Here is a 16,800-nt window from a genome sequence, read left to right as displayed (position 1 = left end):
CCGAGCATGGGGCAGGATGGAGGTATGCAGCCTTCGGACTTTTCACCGAACAGTGCCGTTGACCTCGGGGCGCGCAAGGCGGCCCTGGAGCGTGAGGCCAAGCAGCGCGCCGAGGAGTCGGCCGGTCGATCCAACCCGTACGCAGCCAACGTCGACGAGGCCACCTTCCAGGAGCAGGTCCTGGAGCGGTCGATGTCAGTCCCGGTCGTGCTCGCCGTGCTCGCCGGGTGGTCGGAGCAGTCCAAGCAGGTCGAAAGCGCCCTGGACCGCCTGTCCGCGCGTTCGGGCGGCCACTGGTTCCTGGCCAAGCTCGACAGCGAGGCGAGCCCGCAGCTGGTGCAGGCCCTGCGGGTGCCCACCGCACCGATGATCATCGTGGCCGTCCAGGGCCAGGTCATGCCCGGCCCGACCGGGCCCGCCACCGAGGACCAGTTGCGCGACTGGCTGGGCCAGGTGTTCGCGGCCCTCGCCGAACAGGGGATGCTGCCCCCGGGCCACCCCGGCACCGTCGAGGGCGAGCCCCTCGAAGAGGAGGAGCGGGCCCCCGCCGCGGACCCGGTGGAGGCCGAGGCGCAGGCGGCGCTGGAGCGCGGCGACCTGTCCGCGGCCGAGGCGGCCTACGCCAAGGCCGTCGAGGCCGACCCTTCGGACGTGGAGGCCAAGCTCAGCCTGGGGCGGGTCCGCCTGGCCGGACGGGTCCAGGGCGTGGACGGGGAGGCGGCGCTCCGAGCGGCGGCCGACCGGCCCGGGGACGTGGCAGCCCAGTGCACGGCGGCCGACGTCGACATGTCCGTCGGCAGGTTCGAGGAGGCCTTCGACCGGCTCATCGCCACGGTGAAGCGGACGGCCGACGGGGACCGCGACGCCGCGCGCGGCCACCTGCTCTCGCTGTTCGAGCTGCTGCCGCCGGGGAACCCGAGCGTGGCGGCCGCGCGTCGCAGGCTCACCTCGGCGCTGTTCTGACCCGATCACGGCGAGGAGGATGCGAAATGGACATTCTTCGCATCTTTCTTTTCAGGCAATTCCTGGGTGAATAGTGTATTCACGGGTACGAACAAGGGATCGATGGGATATACCCGACGATTCGGCAGGTGCCCGTGGACAGCGACGACGTGCCCCGTGGCGGCGCACCCGTGGTCACCGTCTCGGCGGCCTTCGGGGCCGGGGGCGCCGTGGTCGGTCCGGCCGTCGCCGACCGGCTCGGCGTCCCCTTCCTCGACCGCGCCATTCCGGCCGCCGTGGCCGCCCAAATCGGCTGCTCCCTGGAGGAGGCGCTCCGGCATGACGACCGTGATCCCGGTCGGCTGGAACACCTCCTCGCCGGTGTGGCACGCCTGCCCCTGGCCACTCTCGGCGGCTGGGACGCACCCCCGAGCGGCACGGCTGGCCGCGACGGCCGCCTCCTCTGCGACCACGAGTTCGTCGAGGAGACCGAGCGCGTCATCGGCGGGTTCGCGCGCACCGGGGGCGTGGTCCTGGGGCGCGCCGCCGCGGTGGTGCTCGCCGACCACCCCGCCGCCCTGCACGTCCGCCTCGACGGGGACCGGCGGGACCGGCTGCGCCACGCGCGCCTCCTGTGGGACTCCGGCTTCGGAGAGGACGGCGAGGGGCGGCGCGACGAGCCGCCCACCCCGAGGGCGCTCGACGACAACGACCGCGCGCGCACCGCCTACGTGCGCAGGTTCTACCGGGCCGATCCGGCCTCGCCGAGCCTGTACCACATGGTGCTGGATGGAACCGTGCTGTCGATGTTCGCCTGCGTTGAACTCGTGGCCAGGGCCGCCGGGGACCGGGCGGCCGCGGCTGGACGGCGGCACAGCCGCCTGGAACAGGCCTGACCCGGACCTGTCGCACCTTGGCAAGGTGGGTGCCGTAGAAAATTATGATGTTTTTTGCTTTTTGGGTAAATGTCACTTTGTGCTTATGGGTTCGACTCCGGCTCGGGTAGGCTGAGGCGACCCGTTCGTGAGCGCCGAACCCGCGGAGCGCGGCCCCGTGCCGTGCCCGCCAGGCCCCTCGCGAGGCGAAGCCGACCGCGGCACACCCGCGAACACCACCGTGTGAAGCGGACTCCGTCCCACCCTCCGCGTCCGTGGACACGTGTGCCGCGAGCCGCTGCGGGAGGCGCCGCCCCATCGGCGCGAGACACCAAGAAAAGCCGAGGAGCAACACGTGGCCAGCCTTCCCAGCGTTTCCTACTCCATCACCGTCCGTCTCGAACTGGACGCGGGAGGCAGCGCCGTCGGCAGCCTTACCAACGCCGTCGAGCACGTGGGCGGACTGGTCACCGCGCTGGACGTCGCGGCAGCCGGACACGAGCGCATCCGGATCGACGTCACCTGCGCCGCGCGCGACACCGACCACGCCCAGACCATCATCGACGCCCTGGGGTCTGTGGAGGGCGTCACGGTCCACAAGGTCAGCGACCGCACCTTCCTCATGCACCTGGGCGGCAAGATCGAGATGTCCTCCAAGGTGCCGCTGCGCAACCGCGACGAGCTGTCCATGGCCTACACCCCCGGTGTCGCCCGTGTCTCCCAGGCCATCGCCAAGAACAAGGACGACGCCCGCCGCCTCACCATCAAGCGCAACAGCGTCGCCGTGGTCACCGACGGATCCGCCGTCCTCGGCCTGGGCAACATCGGCCCCGAGGCCGCGATGCCGGTCATGGAGGGCAAGGCCGCCCTGTTCAAACGCTTCGCCGACATCGACGCCTGGCCGATCGCCCTGGACACCCAGGACGTCGACGAGATCGTCCGTACCGTGCAGGTGATCGCTCCGGGGTTCGGCGGCATCAACCTGGAGGACATCTCCGCCCCCCGCTGCTTCGAGGTCGAGGCCCGCCTGCGGAAGCTGCTCGACGTCCCGGTCTTCCACGACGACCAGCACGGCACGGCCATCGTCGTGCTCGCCGCCCTGCGCAACGCCCTGCGCGTGGTCGGCAAGGAGCTCGGCGCGGTCCGCATCGCCATGTCCGGTGCGGGTGCGGCCGGTACGGCCATCCTCAAACTCCTCATGCACGCCGGTGCCAAGGACGTCATCGTCTGCGACGTGCACGGCGCCGTCCACGCCGGCCGTGAGGAGCTGGGCGACAACCTGGCCTGGATCGCCGAGCACACCAACCCCGAGGGCTACTCCGGCGACCTCAGGGGTGCCGTGGCCGGGGCGGACGTGTTCATCGGGGTCTCCGCACCCAACGTGCTCGGCGGTGAGGACATCGCCGAGATGAACGAGGGCTCGATCCTCTTCGCCCTGGCCAACCCCGACCCCGAGGTCGACCCCGAGATCGCGCACCTGCACGCCGACGTGGTGGCCACCGGGCGCAGCGACTACCCCAACCAGATCAACAACGTGCTGGTCTTCCCCGGGGTCTTCCGCGGCCTGCTCGACGCGCAGAGCCACGAGGTCACCTCCGACATGATGGTGGCGGCGGCCGAGGCCCTGGCGGACGTGGTGACCGAGGACGAACTCGGGCCGAACTACATCATCCCGAGCGTGTTCCACTCCGACCTGTCCGCCCACGTGGCCACCGCCGTGCGCGAAGTGGCCCAGCGCGGCCGGGGCGTGTGAGGCGCGCCCGCGCCCGAACCCGGAAGGTGGAGCATGGACCGGACGACGCTGACGGGGAGCCTGCTGGTGGCCGCTCCGATGCTGAGGGAGGACTCCTTCAGGAGGTCGGTGGTGTTCGTCGTGGACGACACCGCCGACGGAACCCTGGGCGTGATCCTCAACCGCCCCTCGGACACGGCCGTCGGTGCGGTCGTCACCGAGTGGGGCGGTCGCGCCAGCGAGCCCGCGGTCGTGTTCTCCGGAGGGCCCGTCGGCACCGGTTCCGGGCTCGCCCTGGGCGCAGCGGCCCCTGACGGCAGGCCGGAGGGCTGGTCCCCGCTGGAGGGGCTCGGTCCCCGTTCGGGCCTGGAGTCGGTGGGGATGGTGGACCTGGGACGCGCGCCGGACACGGCGGAGGCCTCGCTGACGGCGCTGCGCGTCTTCGACGGCTACGCGGGGTGGAGTTCCGGGCAGTTGGCCGGTGAGATCGAGGAGGGAGCCTGGTTCGTCGTGTCCGCCACCGCCGCCGACGTGTTCACGGCCGCCCCGGAGAGGCTGTGGTCCCGGGTGCTGCGCCGCCAGGGCGGCACCCTGGCGCTGCTGTCGACCTATCCCGACGACCCCGAACTCAACTGAGCCGCCACTGGGCGGGTGGCACCCTATACCGTGGGACACAGACTTTGAAAGGTGTGAGGAACCATGTCGATGGACGTCCTGAACAAGGTTCTGCCGGACAGCGAGACCAAGCCGGACATCTCCCACGATGACGGTGACCGTGAACGCTTCGCCCACTACGTGCAGAAGGACAAGATCACCGAGAGCGCCGTGACCGGCAACCCGGTGATCGCCCTGTGCGGCAAGGTGTGGGTGCCCAACCGGGACCCGAAGAAGTTCCCGGTGTGCCCGGACTGCAAGAAGGCCTACGAGGACCTCATGAAGAACGCCTGACATGAGGCGGGTGCCCGCCTGTGCGCAGGGCCCCGGCGGCGGGCTCCGCGCCGGGGCCCTGCGCGTTGGCGTTTCCCGTCCCCGTCCCGCCCTCCGGACGGTTATCGTGGTCGCGCGCGATTTGGGGCATGCGGCCGCCTAAGTCCGCCCTGTGCAGGTACCGTTCTGTGGGCGGTCCCACACGGAGCGGACGTCCACGGCTGGCCGCGCGAGTATCCACAGGAGTAGGTCCTCATTGGTCTCCACAACCGAACGGCACAGGCACGGCGCTTCCGGACCCCGGCGGGGGCGCCGGGGCTCGGCGGGCAGGCGCCGCAAACCGCCCGCGTCCCGGCACACCACCGGTGACGTGGTGCGCGGCATCGTCCGCACCATTGGTGAAGTCCTGCTGACCGTTGGTCTGCTGATGCTGTTCTACGCCTCCTACGAGGTGTACGGCGGCCAGTGGGAGACCGAGCGCGAGCAGCAGGAACTGGCGCAGGGGCTGGAGGAGGTCTGGGCCGCCGAGGCCTCGGCTGAGGAGGACACGGAGCCGGGGCCGGAGTCCGAGCCCCTGCCCGGAAGCGCGGACAGCCGCCTGTACCTGCCCTCCCTCGATCTGGACTGGGTCGTGGTCAACGGGACGACGCCCGGCGACATCCTCAACAGCCCGGGGCACTACACCGACTACGGCAGCGAGCCCGGCGCGGTTGGCAACTACGCCGTCGCAGCGCACCGCACCCCCGGCCTGTTCTGGGACATCGACCAGCTCGAAGACGGCGACGTGATGGTCCTGGAGGACGCCGAGAACTTCTACACCTACAGGGTGTTCGAGGAGCAGACGGTCCTTCCCGGGGACGTCTGGGTCATCGAGCCCGACCCCTTCGACGACGCCACCGACGAGGCCCCCGAGCGCAGCCTCATCACGCTCACCACCTGTGCCCCCAAGCTGAACAACACGCACCGTCTGATCGTCTGGGCCGAACTCGCCGAGACCACCCCCAAGTCCGACGGCATGCCGGAGGAGATCGCGCACATGGCACCGGAAGCCGAGGAGGAGTAGGGCGATGTACGGTCTCATCTGGCGTGTGCTTCCCGGCCCGTGGCCGTCCAAGCTGATCATGGCGATCGGCCTGCTGTTCGGGGTGCTCGCCCTCCTGTGGTTCTTCGCCTTCCCCGAGATCTCGCCGCACATGCCGTTCAACGACGGCGCTGTGGAGGCCGAGGGTGCCGGAACCCCGGTCGGGGGCTCCGGCGCGGGGGAGGCCGCCGAGGGCTGACGTGGCGGGTGCCACGGACACGCCCCCGGTTCGGTCCGTCGGGGACGCTAACCTCTAGCGGGTGAGCGATGGGGGATCGATCGAATGACGGTGACGCAGGCCACGACGGAGGAACGCCTGCGCGGGCTCCGCGCATGGCAACTGGAGGCGTTCGAGGAGTACTTCCGCCGGGAGCCGCGCGACTTCCTCGCGGTGGCGACGCCAGGGGCGGGCAAGACCACGTTCGCCCTCACCCTGGCGAGCGAACTCCTCCAGCGGTACGCGGTGCGCGCGATCACGATCGTGTGCCCCACCGAACACCTGAAGAAGCAGTGGGCCCAGGCTGCGGCCCGCTTCGGTCTGGCGATCGACCCCGACTTCAAGAACGGGCAGGGCGCCCCGGGCCGCCAGTACGTCGGGGTGGCGGTCACCTACGCCCAGGTCGCGGCGCACCCCATGCTGCACCGCAACCGCACGGAGGCGCGCAAGACCCTCGTCATCTTCGACGAGGTCCACCACGCGGGCGACGCCCTGTCCTGGGGCGAGGCGGTCCGGGAGGCCTTCGATCCGGCGGCGCGGCGGCTGAGCCTGACCGGTACCCCCTTCCGCTCCGACGTCAACCCGATCCCCTTCGTGGACTACGTCCAGGACGTGGCCGGGGTGCGGCGGTGCTCCTGGGACTACAGCTACGGGTACGCTCCCGCGCTGGAGGACGGGGTGGTGCGCCCGGTCATTTTCATGGCCTACTCCGGTGAGATGCGCTGGCGCACCCGTGCGGGCGACGAGCTCGCCGCCCGCCTGGGCGAGCCGCTCACCCAGGACGCCCTCTCCCAGGCGTGGCGCGCCGCGCTCGACCCCAAGGGCGACTGGATCAAGAAGGTGCTCCACGCCGCCGACCGCCGCCTGACCGAGGTTCGCAAGACCCACCCGGACGCGGGCGGCCTGGTCATCGCCAGCGACCACGAGAACGCCCGCGCCTACGCGCGCATCCTGCGCCAGATCACCGGCAAGGGCGCGACCGTGGTCCTGTCCGATGACCCTGCGGCCTCCAAGAAGATCTCCCGGTTCGCCGACGGCGACGACCGGTGGATGGTGGCGGTGCGCATGGTCTCGGAAGGGGTGGACGTGCCCCGTCTGATGGTGGGCGTGTACGCGACCTCCACCAGCACCGCCCTGTTCTTCGCCCAGGCGGTCGGCCGCTTCGTGCGTGTGCGCCAGCGCGGCGAGGTCGCGTCGGTGTTCCTGCCCTCGGTGCCCACCCTGCTGGAGTACGCGGGTGAGATGGAGCGCGAGCGCGACCACGTCTTGGACAGGACACCCGCGGAGGACGACTTCCCCGAGGAGGACCTGCTCAAGGAGGCGAACAAGAGGCGCGACACCCCCGAGGCGGGGGAGGAGCTGCCGTTCGAGACCATGGAGTCCGCTGCGGAGTTCGACCGTGCGCTCTACGACGGGGCCGAGTACGGCAGGGTGCCCGGTTCCTCCGAGGAGGAGGACTTCCTCGGCCTTCCGGGGCTGCTCGAACCCGAACAGGTCTCTCAGTTGCTGCGCAAGCGCAAGGCCGACCTCAAGGCCGGGGAGATCAGGGCGAGGAAGACCGGAGAGCCCGAACCCGAGCGGGAGGGGGCCGCGCACGAGGTCCTGGCGGGGCTGCGCAAGGAGCTCAGCGGGCTCGTGGGTGCCTGGCACCACCGGACCGGCAAGCCGCACGGCGTCATCCACAACGAGCTGCGCCGGGCCTGTGGCGGCCCGCCGGTGGCGCAGGCCTCCTCGTCGCAGATCCGGGAGAGGATCGCCAAGATCCGCGACTGGGCCGTGGGCCGTAGTTAGCAAACAGTTCGCAAGTCCGCGCACGGTGTATCGACCCAGAGTAATCACCCATATACATTAAGTGAGGTGATGGCACGATGCTCTGGCGGCGGATCAGCCGCGTTGTGGTCGGGACTGGTGCTGTGCGGCGTCGCTCTGGCGGGAACGGTGGCGATGGCCCCCGGGAACGGGAGTGGCACCGCCGACCCGGGCGAGCGGCACGAGGAGTGCGACCCCGCCGCGGCGGCGCGTGTGGCCGACCCCGCCGCGGCCTCCCGGCTTCCTGTCGGCTCCGAACTCACCCCGCACCAGGCCGCCGAGTACGAACGCCGGCTCCAAGACGCCCTGTCGTCGATGCACGGACAGAGGTCCGCGGTCGCGGACTCGCGCGAGGTCCCGGTCGTGGTGCACGTCGTCTCCGCCTCGGACGGGCGCGGGCGGGTGAGCGACCACCGGATCCGACAGCAGATCCATGTGCTCAACCAGGCCTACGGCGGCGGTTTCGCCGACCAGGGCGTCGACACCGGGTTCCGCTTCAGTCTGCGCGAGATCACCCGCACGGTGGACGACACCTGGTTCGGCGACTTCACCGCCCACCGCGACGAGATCCGCGCAGACCTGCACCGGGGCGGTGCCGAGACGCTCAACCTCTACACGACCGACTTGGCGGGCGACCTCCTCGGATACTCGACCTTCCCCCAGGACCAGCAGGACCGGCCCGAGCAGGACGGGGTGGTGATCTCCTACAGGTCGCTGCCGGGTGGGTCCCTCCGGGGCTTCGACCTGGGCCACACCGCCACACACGAGATCGGGCACTGGCTGGGCCTGTTCCACACCTTCCAGAATGGCTGCGCCCGGCCGGGGGACTACGTCGACGACACCCCCTACGAGCGGGAGGCCGCCGCGGGCTGCCCGCGCGGGCGCGACAGCTGCCGCGAGCGGCGTGGGGCCGACCCCGTCACCAACTTCATGAACTACTCGCACGACGGCTGCATGACCCACTTCACCCAGGGCCAGGCCGACCGGATGGTCCAGCACTGGACGGCCTTCCGCGCGGGGAAGGCCTCCGCGCGCCGATAGTCTGTTGCCATGGCAGCGAACACCTACCTGACCGGGATCAAGCCCACCGGCGACTTCCACCTGGGCAACTACGTCGGTGCGATCAAGCCCGCCCTCGCGGCGGCCGAACAGTACGACACGTACTACTTCATCGCCGACTACCACGCACTCAACACCGTCAAGGACGCCGGGGAGCTCCGGCACAGCATCCGGTCCGGAGCTGCCACCTGGATCGCGTGCGGGCTCGACCCGCGGCGGACCGTCGTCTACCAGCAGTCGCGGGTACCCGAGACCTTCGAGCTCACCACCATCCTGAGTACCCTCACCCCCAAAGGCCTCATGAACCGGGCGCACGCCTACAAGGCCGCCCGCGACCGCAACGTCGAGGCCGGGATCACCGACCTGGACGCCGGGATCAACATGGGGCTGTTCAACTACCCCATCCTCATGGCTGCCGACATCCTCGTCATGGAGAGCACGCACGTGCCGGTCGGCCGCGACCAGACACAGCACCTGGAGTACACCGTCGACATCGCCGGGTACTTCAACCACCGCTTCGGGGAGGGCTACACCTTCCCGCTCCCCGAGGGCGTCATCGACGCGGGGGAAGCGAGCATCCTCCCCGGCGTGGACGGCCGCAAGATGAGCAAGTCCTACGACAACCACATCCCGCTGTTCCTGCCGGAGAACAAGCTGAAGAAGGCGATCCGCCGGATCCCGACCGACTCCACCCCGGTCGAGGATCCCAAGGACCCCGACAGCTCCGTCCCCTTCCAGCTCCTGCGGCACTTCGCCGACGCCGTCCGGGTCGCCGAGGTGCGCGCGCGCCTGGAGAAGGGCGGGATGGGCTGGGGCGAACTCAAGAACGAACTATTCGAGGCGGTCAACGCCGAGATCGCCCCCAAGCGCGAGCGCTACGAGGAGCTCATGGCCGAGCCCGAGCGCATCGACGCGATCCTGCTGGAGGGCTCCGAACGCGCCCGCGAGCGTGCCCGGGCCACCGTCGACAGGGTGCGCGACGCCATCGGCGTCGCCTGAGCGCACCCGCGGACGCCGGCCGGGCCCCGGTCGGCGTCCGTCACGCGGGTCCCGTGCCTCAGCCGATCCGGGGCTCGCCCTCAAGCGCGACCCCGGCCGCGCGCAACTCCTCCAGCGCCGCGTCCACCGTCGGGCGCGCCACCCCGGCGGTGAGCCCGAGCAGGACACGGGTACGCAGCCCCTCGCCCGCCGCGTCCAGAGCCGTGGCGCGCACACAGTGGTCGGTGGCGATCCCCACGACGTCCACCTCGTCCACGTCGTGGGCGCGCAGCCATGCGGCCAGCGAGGAGCCGTCGTCGCCGGTGCCCTCGAACCCGCTGTACCCGTCGGAGTACTGTCCCTTGCTGAACACCTCGTCGGCGGCCGCGGCGTCGAAGGCGGGGTGGAACCGCGCGCCCTCGGTCCCGGCCACACAGTGCCGGGGCCAGCTCCTGACGAAGTCGGGGTCGTCGGAGAAGTGGTCCCCCGGGTCGATGTGGTGGTCGCGTGTGGCCACCACGTGGTTGTAGTCGTCAGCGTTCGCGCGCAGGTACTCCGTGACGGCGGCGGCGGTCCCGGCTCCGCCCCGCACAGCCAGGCTGCCCCCCTCGCAGAAGTCGTTCTGCACGTCCACCACGATCAGTGCCTTCATGACGGCCTCCTCGTCTCTTCGCGAATCAATGGAAGACGGTGGGCAGTGCGGCGTCGCCGCGCGACATCCGCAGCGCCTCCTCGGGCAGTTCGGCCACGGTCTCCCGGTGGCGCTGGCGCGCCTGGTGCACGCTCTCGCGCCCGACCACCTCGCCGCCCTCCACCAGCGGACGCAGCAGCGGCCGCGTCCCCTTCGCCTCCGGCGGCTCGTACGGGTAGACCTCCTCGCTCACCGCCGTTCCCCGGCTGTCCAGCCGCCGCAGGGCCCACTTGCGTCCGCCCCGGCTCGGCTTGCCGATCGAACGCTTGGCGACGGGCTCCAGAGGCGAGTCCGGCGCGGTGCCGCGCGCCCGTGCCACCAGCTTGTAGACCAGCGCCACCGTCGGCGCGCCCGAACCGGTGACCAGGGCCGTGCCCACGCCGTAGCCGTTCACGGGCGCCACCGCCAGCGCCTGGATCGCGTACTCGTCCAGGTCCCCGGTGACCACGATGCGCGTCTCGCGCGCACCCAGGTCATCGAGTTGCTCACGCACCTTGGCGGCGGTCGTGCCCAGGTCGCCGGAGTCGATGCGCACCGCACCCAGTTCGGGCCCGGCCAGCTCCACGGCGGTGCCCACGGCGCGGTGGACGTCGAAGGTGTCGACCAGAAGGGTGGTCTGCCGGCCCATCGCCGCCAGTTGCGTCTCGAAGGCGTGCCGCTCGTTGTCGTGCAGGAGGGTGAAGGCGTGGGCGGCTGTGCCCCCGGTCGGCACCCCGAACGAGCGCCCCGCCTCCAGGTTGGAGGTGCTGGCGAACCCGGCCAGGTAGGCGGCGCGCGCGGCGGCCGTCGCCGACCGCTCGTGGGTGCGGCGCGACCCCATCTCGATGATGGGCCTCTCGCCCGCCGCGGCCACCATGCGCGAAGCGGCGGAGGCGATCGCGCTGTCGTGGTTGAACACCGAGAGTGCGAGGGTCTCCAGGATGACGGCCTCGGCGAAGGAGGCCTCCACGACCATGATCGGCGAGCCGGGGAAGTACGCCTCGCCCTCGCCGTAGCCCCAGATGTCTCCGGTGAACCTGTAGGTGGACAGCCACTCCAGGGTCGCCTCGTCCACCACGCCGTGGTCGGAGAGGAAGTCGAGTTCGGACGGGGAGAACCGGAACCGCTCCAGCAGGTCCAGGAAGCGTCCGGTCCCGGAGACGACGCCGTACCGGCGGCCCTCGGGCAGACGGCGCCCGAACATCTCGAAGACCGACCGCCGTCCGGCGGTGCCGCTGGACAGGGCCCCCTGGAGCATCGTCAGCTCGTAGTGGTCGGTGAGCAGCCCGCTGCTGTCCTGGTTCATGTCCGAAAGCCTAGTCCGGTGTGGCACGGTGGAGCGGGGGTGCCCCACCGGCGGCGAGTCTGGCGAGGTCCGTATTAATACCCACCTGGTTGGTAGGGAACGGGATGTGGGTACCCTGGGACCATGCTGAGGATTGATCGCTCGATCTACGACAAGATCGTCGCCCACGCCCGCCGCGACCACCCGGATGAGGCGTGCGGCGTTGTGGCCGGGCCCGAGGGCTCCGACCGTCCCGAGCGGTTCGTCGAGATGATCAACGCCGAGAGATCGCCCACCTTCTACCGGTTCGACTCTCTCGAACAGTTGAAGGTCTGGCGTGAGATGGACGACAACGACGAGGAACCCGTCGTCATCTACCACTCGCACACCGCCACCGAGGCCTACCCTTCGCGTACCGACATCTCCTATGCGTCCGAACCCGGCGCCCACTACGTCCTGGTGTCCACACGCGACCCCGAGACCGTCGAGTTCCGCTCCTACCGGATCGTCGACGGCCGGGTCACCGAGGAACCGGTCGAGGTCGCCGGGGCCGGGACCGGAGAGTAGCCCGTCCTTTCGCGGACCGCCCGGTCCGCACCGGCGGGCCGCCGCCCGGAATGGGACCGGCGCGGCGCCCGTTGGGAATGAACGCACAACCATCACCGCTAACGGAGACATCTTCATGGCCATCGAGGTCCGTATTCCCACCATCCTCCGCAACCTGACCGGGGACGCCAAGGTCGTCGAGGGGTCCGGTGACACCCTCGGAGGGCTCTTCACCGACTTGGACAGCCGCTACCCCGGCCTCGGTGAGCGCCTGGTGGACGGCGGGAAGCTGCGCCGGTTCATCAACGTGTACCTGAACGACGAGGACGTCCGTTTCGTCGGCGGACTGGAGGCCAAGCTCTCCGACGGCGACAGCGTGACCATCCTGCCGGCGGTAGCCGGCGGAAGCCGCTAGGGCCGGGTTCGGGGACATGCGCTACGACTCGCTGCTCGACTCCCTCGGCGGTACGCCCCTGGTCGGGCTCCCCCGGCTCTCGCCCTCCCCGGAGGTCCGTCTGTGGGCGAAGCTAGAGGACCGCAACCCCACCGGCTCGATCAAGGACCGCGCGGCGTTCTTCATGATCGAGCAGGCAGAGAAGGACGGGCTGCTCTCCCCGGGCTGCACGATTCTGGAGCCGACGTCGGGGAACACCGGGATCTCCCTGGCCATGGTCGCGAAGCTGCGCGGCTACCGCATGGTGTGCGTGATGCCGGAGAACACCTCCGCCGAGCGCAAGCAACTGCTCTCGATGTGGGGCGCCGAGGTCCACTTCTCCGACGCGGCCGGCGGTTCCAACGAGGCCGTGCGCGTCGCGAAGGAGATGGCCGAGGAGCACCCCGACTGGGTGATGCTGTACCAGTACGGCAACCCGGCCAACGCCCGTGCCCACTATGAGACGACGGGCCCGGAGATCCTCGCCGACCTCCCGGAGATCACCCACTTCGTGGCTGGCCTCGGGACCACCGGGACTCTCATGGGTGTGGGGCGCTACCTGCGTGAGCACCGGCCGGACGTCCGGATCGTCGCCGCCGAGCCGCGCTACGGCGAGCTCGTCTACGGCCTGCGCAACCTGGACGAGGGGTTCGTCCCCGAGCTCTACGACGAGAGCGTGCTCACCACCCGCTTCTCCGTGCCCTCGGACGCCGCTCTCAAGCGGACCCGCCAGCTCCTGGACCAGGAGGGCATCTTCGCGGGTATCTCCACGGGTGGTGCCCTGCACGCGGCCATGGGGATGGCGAAGAAGGCCGAGAAGGCGGGCGAGCGCGCCGACATCGTGTTCGTCATCGCCGACGCCGGGTGGAAGTACCTGTCCACGGGGGCCTACGAGGGGACGCTCGAAGAGGCCGAGGAGCGCCTGGAGGGGCAGCTCTGGGCCTGACCTCCACGTGTTCGGGAGACCTCCGCGGAGGCCGGTGCCGGCGGGCACCGGCCTCCGTCGTGTTCGTGGGGTGGTCCGGAGTGCGGTGAGCGAACCGGGTGGAGTTGGGCAGACAGGACGAGGGGGCGCACGTGACGGGCCCCGCTTGAGATGCGCACCACATTTTGTGCCACCGGGCTGGTCGTTGGGGTAGACCCGTAACAACGGGTACATCCGCAGAACCAGCCGCCATCCGCGCTCAGTGTCGACAGACGACGGGGTGCCAAGGACGCCGCGCGGCCCATCGAAAAGGCGACGACGTGCGACTCACGATTATCGGGTCCTCCGGGAGCTTTCCCGGACCGGACAGTTCGGCCTCCTGCTACCTGGTCGAGGCGGAGGGCTTCCGCCTGCTCCTCGACATGGGCAACGGGTCGCTCGGTACGCTGCAGCGCCACATCGACATCTACTCCGTGGACGCCGTCTACCTGAGCCATCTGCACGCCGACCACTGCTTCGACCTCTGCTCCTACTGGGTCGCCAGGACGTACCACCCGGAGGGGCCCAAACACCGCATCCCGGTCTACGGCCCGGAAGGCGTCGCCTCGCGGATGGCCGAGGCCTACGGGCTCGACGCCGACCCCGGTATGACGGGGGCCTTCGACTTCCACGAACTCGCCCCCGGTGAGTTCGGGATCGGCCCGTTCACCGCCCGCGTGGACCGGGTCAACCACCCGGTGACGGCGTTCGGTATCCGGCTGGAGCACCGGGGGCGGAGCCTGGTCTACTCCGGGGACACGGGCCCCTGCGACTCCCTTGTGGCGCTGGCAGCGGACACCGACCTGTTCCTGTGCGAAGCCGCCTTCCAGGACCACCGCGAGCACCCCAAGGACATGCACCTCACCGGCAGCGAGGCCGGGGAGCACGCCAGCCGGGCCCGGGCGCGGAGCCTGATCCTCACCCACCTGGTGCCGTGGAACGACGACGAGGTGACCCTGGCGGAAGCGCGCTCCGCCTACAGCGGACCCATCGGCCTCGCGCGCAGCGGCCAGGTCCACACGCTCGGGGAGTGACCGGGGAACCGGACGACACGCGTGAAAGCCGCTCAGAGGAGCCCATCCGGCCTCGGGCTCCGCGGACGCACACCCGGTGACTCCCGCGCCGACGGGCACCTCGCGGATATACGCTCTTTGCATGGCTCGACCTGACGGACGCGTTCCGACCCAACTCCGACCCGTGACCATCAACCGAAACTGGCTCCGCCACGCGGAGGGCTCCGTGCTCATCGAGTTCGGGGAGACCCGTGTGCTGTGCGCGGCCACAGTGGAGGACGGCGTCCCACGGTGGCGCCGGGGCACAGGTGAGGGATGGGTCACCGCGGAGTACGCGATGCTTCCCCGCTCCACCGACACCCGGGGCGCCCGGGAGTCCGTACGCGGCAAGATCGGCGGGCGCACCCACGAGATCTCCCGCCTCATCGGCCGCTCCCTGCGCGCGGTCGTGGACTTCAAGGCGATGGGTGAGCACACCATCACGCTCGACTGCGACGTCCTTCAGGCCGACGGTGGCACCCGCACCGCCGCGATCACCGGGGCGTACGTGGCGATGGCCGACGCGATGAAGTGGCTGCGCAAGCGCCGCAAGCTCAAGAACAACCCGTTGACCGGCTCCCTGGCCGCGGTCAGCGTGGGCGTGGTCCAGGGCCAGCCCCGCCTGGACCTGAACTACCTGGAGGACTCGGTTGCGCAGACGGACATGAACGTCGTGGTCACCGGGGGCGGCGAGTTCGTGGAGGTGCAGGGCACCGCGGAGGGCGCCCCCTTCGACCGGAAACTGCTCGACTCGCTGCTCGATCTCGCGGTCGGCGGATGTGAGGAGCTGACCGCACTCCAGAAGAAGGCCCTGGCGGAGTGACCACGCAGAGCGGTGTCGGCAGGCGCATCGGCGGCCTGCCCACAGGAGGTGGAACGGTGCAGATCGTCCTGGCCACCCGGAACGCGAAGAAGGTCCCGGAACTGCGGGAGATCCTCTCTGGTGCCGGCGTCGAAGCACGCGTGAGGGCGCTCGACGCCTTTCCGGACGCGCCGGAGGTTCCCGAGACCGAACCCACGTTCACGGGCAACGCCCTGCTCAAGGCGCGGGCGATCGCGTCGCACACCGGTCTGCCCGCGGTGGCGGACGACTCCGGCCTCAGCGTGGACGAACTCAACGGGATGCCGGGTGTGCTGTCGGCCCGGTGGGCCGGCAGGTTCGGTGGGTCGGACCGGGACCGCGCCAACCTGGACCTGTTGCTGGACCAGCTCACGGACACCCCGCCGGAGCGCCGGGGCGCCCGGTTCGTGTGCGCGGCGGCGCTGGTGCTGCCCGACGGCGTCGAGGCGGTGACCGAGGGGGTGCTGCGCGGACGGATCCTGCGAGAGCGCCGCGGGGAGAACGGGTTCGGCTATGACCCGGTGTTCGTTCCCGAGGGGGGAAGCCAGACCACGGCGGAGATGTCGTCGGAGGAGAAGAACGCGATCAGCCACCGGGGGATCGCGTTCCGCGCGCTCGCCCGGGATCTGGCCGACATGCTGTGACCCGGTTTCCGAGCGGCTAGGAGGACGGCTGCTCAGGGTCTGTTCGGCCTCTGCGAAGAATCCGGTTCCCCGGTGTTTGGGCACCGGGGAACCGGGGGACGATGAGGGTTACCCGGCCCTGGGGTCGGACCACAGACAGCCGGTTTCCGTGAGGAGATCGACTCGCCCGGGGGCGTCGTCCGCGGTAGAGCTGCTGGAGGTAGCCGAGGCGGATCGTCTGAAGAGGTGGGGGATACCCCCCATCGAACAGGCGAGTTGACGCCGCCGGGCCCAACGCCTATAGTAACCAAGTCGCCGCGGTACCGGCGAGCCCTCCTTGTGGGTGTGAACCCACGGAGTCGGCTCGGGAGCCGAGCCGCGATCACATACCTTTTCTCGGCTGTAGCGGTCTGAGTATCTGCTCGGGTCCGGTAAGGTCGGGGAGTCGCTTCGTACGAATTCGACTTCGAGTCGGAAAAGTATGGAGCGAATCGGGATTCACCCCGTTCGGGTGTTTCGCACGAACCGCCGGATTTGGCGGGGACACGGAACGGCTGATAAAGTGGAAACACAACAAAGCGTAAAGCCGCTGACGCGGTGGAAACGCGGGCGCCTTCCACGGAAGAGCGACCGGGAGCGGGATACCGGGACCGGGGCTTGTACGGGAAGAGCGGCTGTTTCTTGAGAACTCAACAGCGCGTGTTTGATTTTCTTTAAGCCATGTTTGTTTTGGCCCCGACACTTCGTATCAGCGGAGTGTGAGGGT

At 70.1% G+C, this 16,800-nt stretch carries 18 protein-coding genes; 16 read left to right on the top strand and 2 right to left on the bottom strand.

The window, feature by feature from the left end:
- The first annotated feature begins 24 nt into the window (after positions 1–24).
- From B042_RS0101830 to B042_RS0101785, 10 genes are all read left to right on the top strand, one after another.
- A complete protein-coding gene (locus tag B042_RS0101830) occupies positions 25–963 on the top strand; it encodes a tetratricopeptide repeat protein (RefSeq protein ID WP_028646792.1) in 939 nt (312 codons plus the stop codon).
- Positions 964–1,091: 128 nt separating this feature from the next.
- Complete coding sequence (locus B042_RS0101825; RefSeq protein WP_369797655.1) at positions 1,092–1,838, top strand: AAA family ATPase; 747 nt, start codon at positions 1,092–1,094, stop codon at positions 1,836–1,838.
- Positions 1,839–2,172: 334 nt separating this feature from the next.
- The gene (locus tag B042_RS0101820; protein WP_028646790.1) at positions 2,173–3,570 is read left to right on the top strand and encodes an NAD-dependent malic enzyme; all 1,398 of its coding nucleotides are present in this window, start codon (positions 2,173–2,175) and stop codon (positions 3,568–3,570) included.
- 33 nt (positions 3,571–3,603) lie between these two features.
- Positions 3,604–4,185: a YqgE/AlgH family protein gene (locus B042_RS0101815; protein WP_028646789.1), complete on the top strand. Its 582-nt coding sequence runs from the start codon at positions 3,604–3,606 to the stop codon at positions 4,183–4,185.
- A gap of 63 nt (positions 4,186–4,248) precedes the next feature.
- On the top strand, positions 4,249–4,497 hold the full coding sequence (locus tag B042_RS0101810; protein ID WP_028646788.1) for a DUF3039 domain-containing protein: 249 nt from the start codon (positions 4,249–4,251) through the stop codon (positions 4,495–4,497).
- 235 nt (positions 4,498–4,732) lie between these two features.
- Complete coding sequence (locus B042_RS0101805; RefSeq protein WP_028646787.1) at positions 4,733–5,539, top strand: class E sortase; 807 nt, start codon at positions 4,733–4,735, stop codon at positions 5,537–5,539.
- Positions 5,540–5,543: 4 nt separating this feature from the next.
- Complete coding sequence (locus B042_RS0101800) at positions 5,544–5,756, top strand: hypothetical protein (RefSeq protein ID WP_028646786.1); 213 nt, start codon at positions 5,544–5,546, stop codon at positions 5,754–5,756.
- 84 nt (positions 5,757–5,840) lie between these two features.
- Positions 5,841–7,565, top strand: a complete 1,725-nt coding sequence (locus tag B042_RS0101795) for a DEAD/DEAH box helicase (RefSeq protein ID WP_028646785.1) — start codon at positions 5,841–5,843, stop codon at positions 7,563–7,565.
- Positions 7,566–7,634: 69 nt separating this feature from the next.
- The gene (locus B042_RS0101790) at positions 7,635–8,624 is read left to right on the top strand and encodes a zinc metalloprotease (RefSeq protein WP_197024150.1); all 990 of its coding nucleotides are present in this window, start codon (positions 7,635–7,637) and stop codon (positions 8,622–8,624) included.
- 9 nt (positions 8,625–8,633) lie between these two features.
- Positions 8,634–9,641, top strand: a complete 1,008-nt coding sequence (locus B042_RS0101785) for a tryptophan--tRNA ligase (protein WP_028646783.1) — start codon at positions 8,634–8,636, stop codon at positions 9,639–9,641.
- 58 nt (positions 9,642–9,699) lie between these two features.
- Here B042_RS0101785 and B042_RS0101780 read toward each other — a convergent pair whose 3' ends face one another.
- A complete protein-coding gene (locus B042_RS0101780; protein WP_028646782.1) occupies positions 9,700–10,272 on the bottom strand; it encodes an isochorismatase family protein in 573 nt (190 codons plus the stop codon).
- Between the two features lie 25 nt (positions 10,273–10,297).
- Positions 10,298–11,596, bottom strand: a complete 1,299-nt coding sequence (locus B042_RS0101775; RefSeq protein WP_028646781.1) for a nicotinate phosphoribosyltransferase — start codon at positions 11,594–11,596, stop codon at positions 10,298–10,300.
- 123 nt (positions 11,597–11,719) lie between these two features.
- On the opposite strand from B042_RS0101775, the gene B042_RS0101770 reads away from it, so the two are divergent.
- From B042_RS0101770 to rdgB, 6 genes are all read left to right on the top strand, one after another.
- Positions 11,720–12,142 carry a Mov34/MPN/PAD-1 family protein gene (locus tag B042_RS0101770; protein WP_028646780.1) on the top strand — a complete coding sequence of 141 codons (423 nt, stop codon included), beginning with the start codon at positions 11,720–11,722 and terminating at the stop codon, positions 12,140–12,142.
- 115 nt (positions 12,143–12,257) lie between these two features.
- Positions 12,258–12,536, top strand: coding sequence for a MoaD/ThiS family protein (locus tag B042_RS0101765; protein ID WP_028646779.1), 279 nt, complete (start codon positions 12,258–12,260; stop codon positions 12,534–12,536).
- Between the two features lie 16 nt (positions 12,537–12,552).
- Positions 12,553–13,500 (top strand): PLP-dependent cysteine synthase family protein, encoded by a 948-nt coding sequence (locus tag B042_RS0101760; RefSeq protein ID WP_028646778.1) that lies wholly within the window; start codon positions 12,553–12,555, stop codon positions 13,498–13,500.
- Between the two features lie 299 nt (positions 13,501–13,799).
- Entirely contained in the window at positions 13,800–14,552 is a 753-nt protein-coding gene (locus tag B042_RS0101755) for an MBL fold metallo-hydrolase (RefSeq protein WP_028646777.1), read from the top strand.
- A gap of 121 nt (positions 14,553–14,673) precedes the next feature.
- Positions 14,674–15,393 carry a ribonuclease PH gene (gene rph, locus B042_RS0101750; RefSeq protein WP_081748546.1) on the top strand — a complete coding sequence of 240 codons (720 nt, stop codon included), beginning with the start codon at positions 14,674–14,676 and terminating at the stop codon, positions 15,391–15,393.
- A 56-nt stretch (positions 15,394–15,449) separates the two neighbouring features.
- Positions 15,450–16,055, top strand: a complete 606-nt coding sequence (rdgB, locus tag B042_RS0101745; RefSeq protein ID WP_028646775.1) for an RdgB/HAM1 family non-canonical purine NTP pyrophosphatase — start codon at positions 15,450–15,452, stop codon at positions 16,053–16,055.
- Positions 16,056–16,800 lie beyond the last annotated feature (745 nt).

The sequence above is a fragment of the Nocardiopsis sp. CNT312 genome (assembly GCF_000515115.1).
In the GTDB taxonomy this organism is placed as follows: Bacteria; Actinomycetota; Actinomycetes; order Streptosporangiales; family Streptosporangiaceae; genus Nocardiopsis.
This window is presented reverse-complemented; position numbering and strand designations above follow the sequence as displayed.

Bases quoted from the DNA above. Each gene is read 5' to 3' on its own strand.
- B042_RS0101780 (WP_028646782.1), bottom strand. From the start codon at position 10,272: ATGAAGGCACTGATCGTGGTGGACGTGCAGAACGACTTCTGCGAGGGG.
- B042_RS0101800 (WP_028646786.1), top strand. From the start codon at position 5,544: ATGTACGGTCTCATCTGGCGTGTGCTTCCCGGCCCGTGGCCGTCCAAG.
- rph (WP_081748546.1), top strand. From the start codon at position 14,674: ATGGCTCGACCTGACGGACGCGTTCCGACCCAACTCCGACCCGTGACC.
- B042_RS0101785 (WP_028646783.1), top strand. From the start codon at position 8,634: ATGGCAGCGAACACCTACCTGACCGGGATCAAGCCCACCGGCGACTTC.
- B042_RS0101770 (WP_028646780.1), top strand. From the start codon at position 11,720: ATGCTGAGGATTGATCGCTCGATCTACGACAAGATCGTCGCCCACGCC.
- B042_RS0101830 (WP_028646792.1), top strand. From the start codon at position 25: ATGCAGCCTTCGGACTTTTCACCGAACAGTGCCGTTGACCTCGGGGCG.
- B042_RS0101760 (WP_028646778.1), top strand. From the start codon at position 12,553: ATGCGCTACGACTCGCTGCTCGACTCCCTCGGCGGTACGCCCCTGGTC.
- B042_RS0101765 (WP_028646779.1), top strand. From the start codon at position 12,258: ATGGCCATCGAGGTCCGTATTCCCACCATCCTCCGCAACCTGACCGGG.
- B042_RS0101815 (WP_028646789.1), top strand. From the start codon at position 3,604: ATGGACCGGACGACGCTGACGGGGAGCCTGCTGGTGGCCGCTCCGATG.
- B042_RS0101775 (WP_028646781.1), bottom strand. From the start codon at position 11,596: ATGAACCAGGACAGCAGCGGGCTGCTCACCGACCACTACGAGCTGACG.
- B042_RS0101810 (WP_028646788.1), top strand. From the start codon at position 4,249: ATGTCGATGGACGTCCTGAACAAGGTTCTGCCGGACAGCGAGACCAAG.
- B042_RS0101795 (WP_028646785.1), top strand. From the start codon at position 5,841: ATGACGGTGACGCAGGCCACGACGGAGGAACGCCTGCGCGGGCTCCGC.
- B042_RS0101790 (WP_197024150.1), top strand. From the start codon at position 7,635: ATGGCACGATGCTCTGGCGGCGGATCAGCCGCGTTGTGGTCGGGACTG.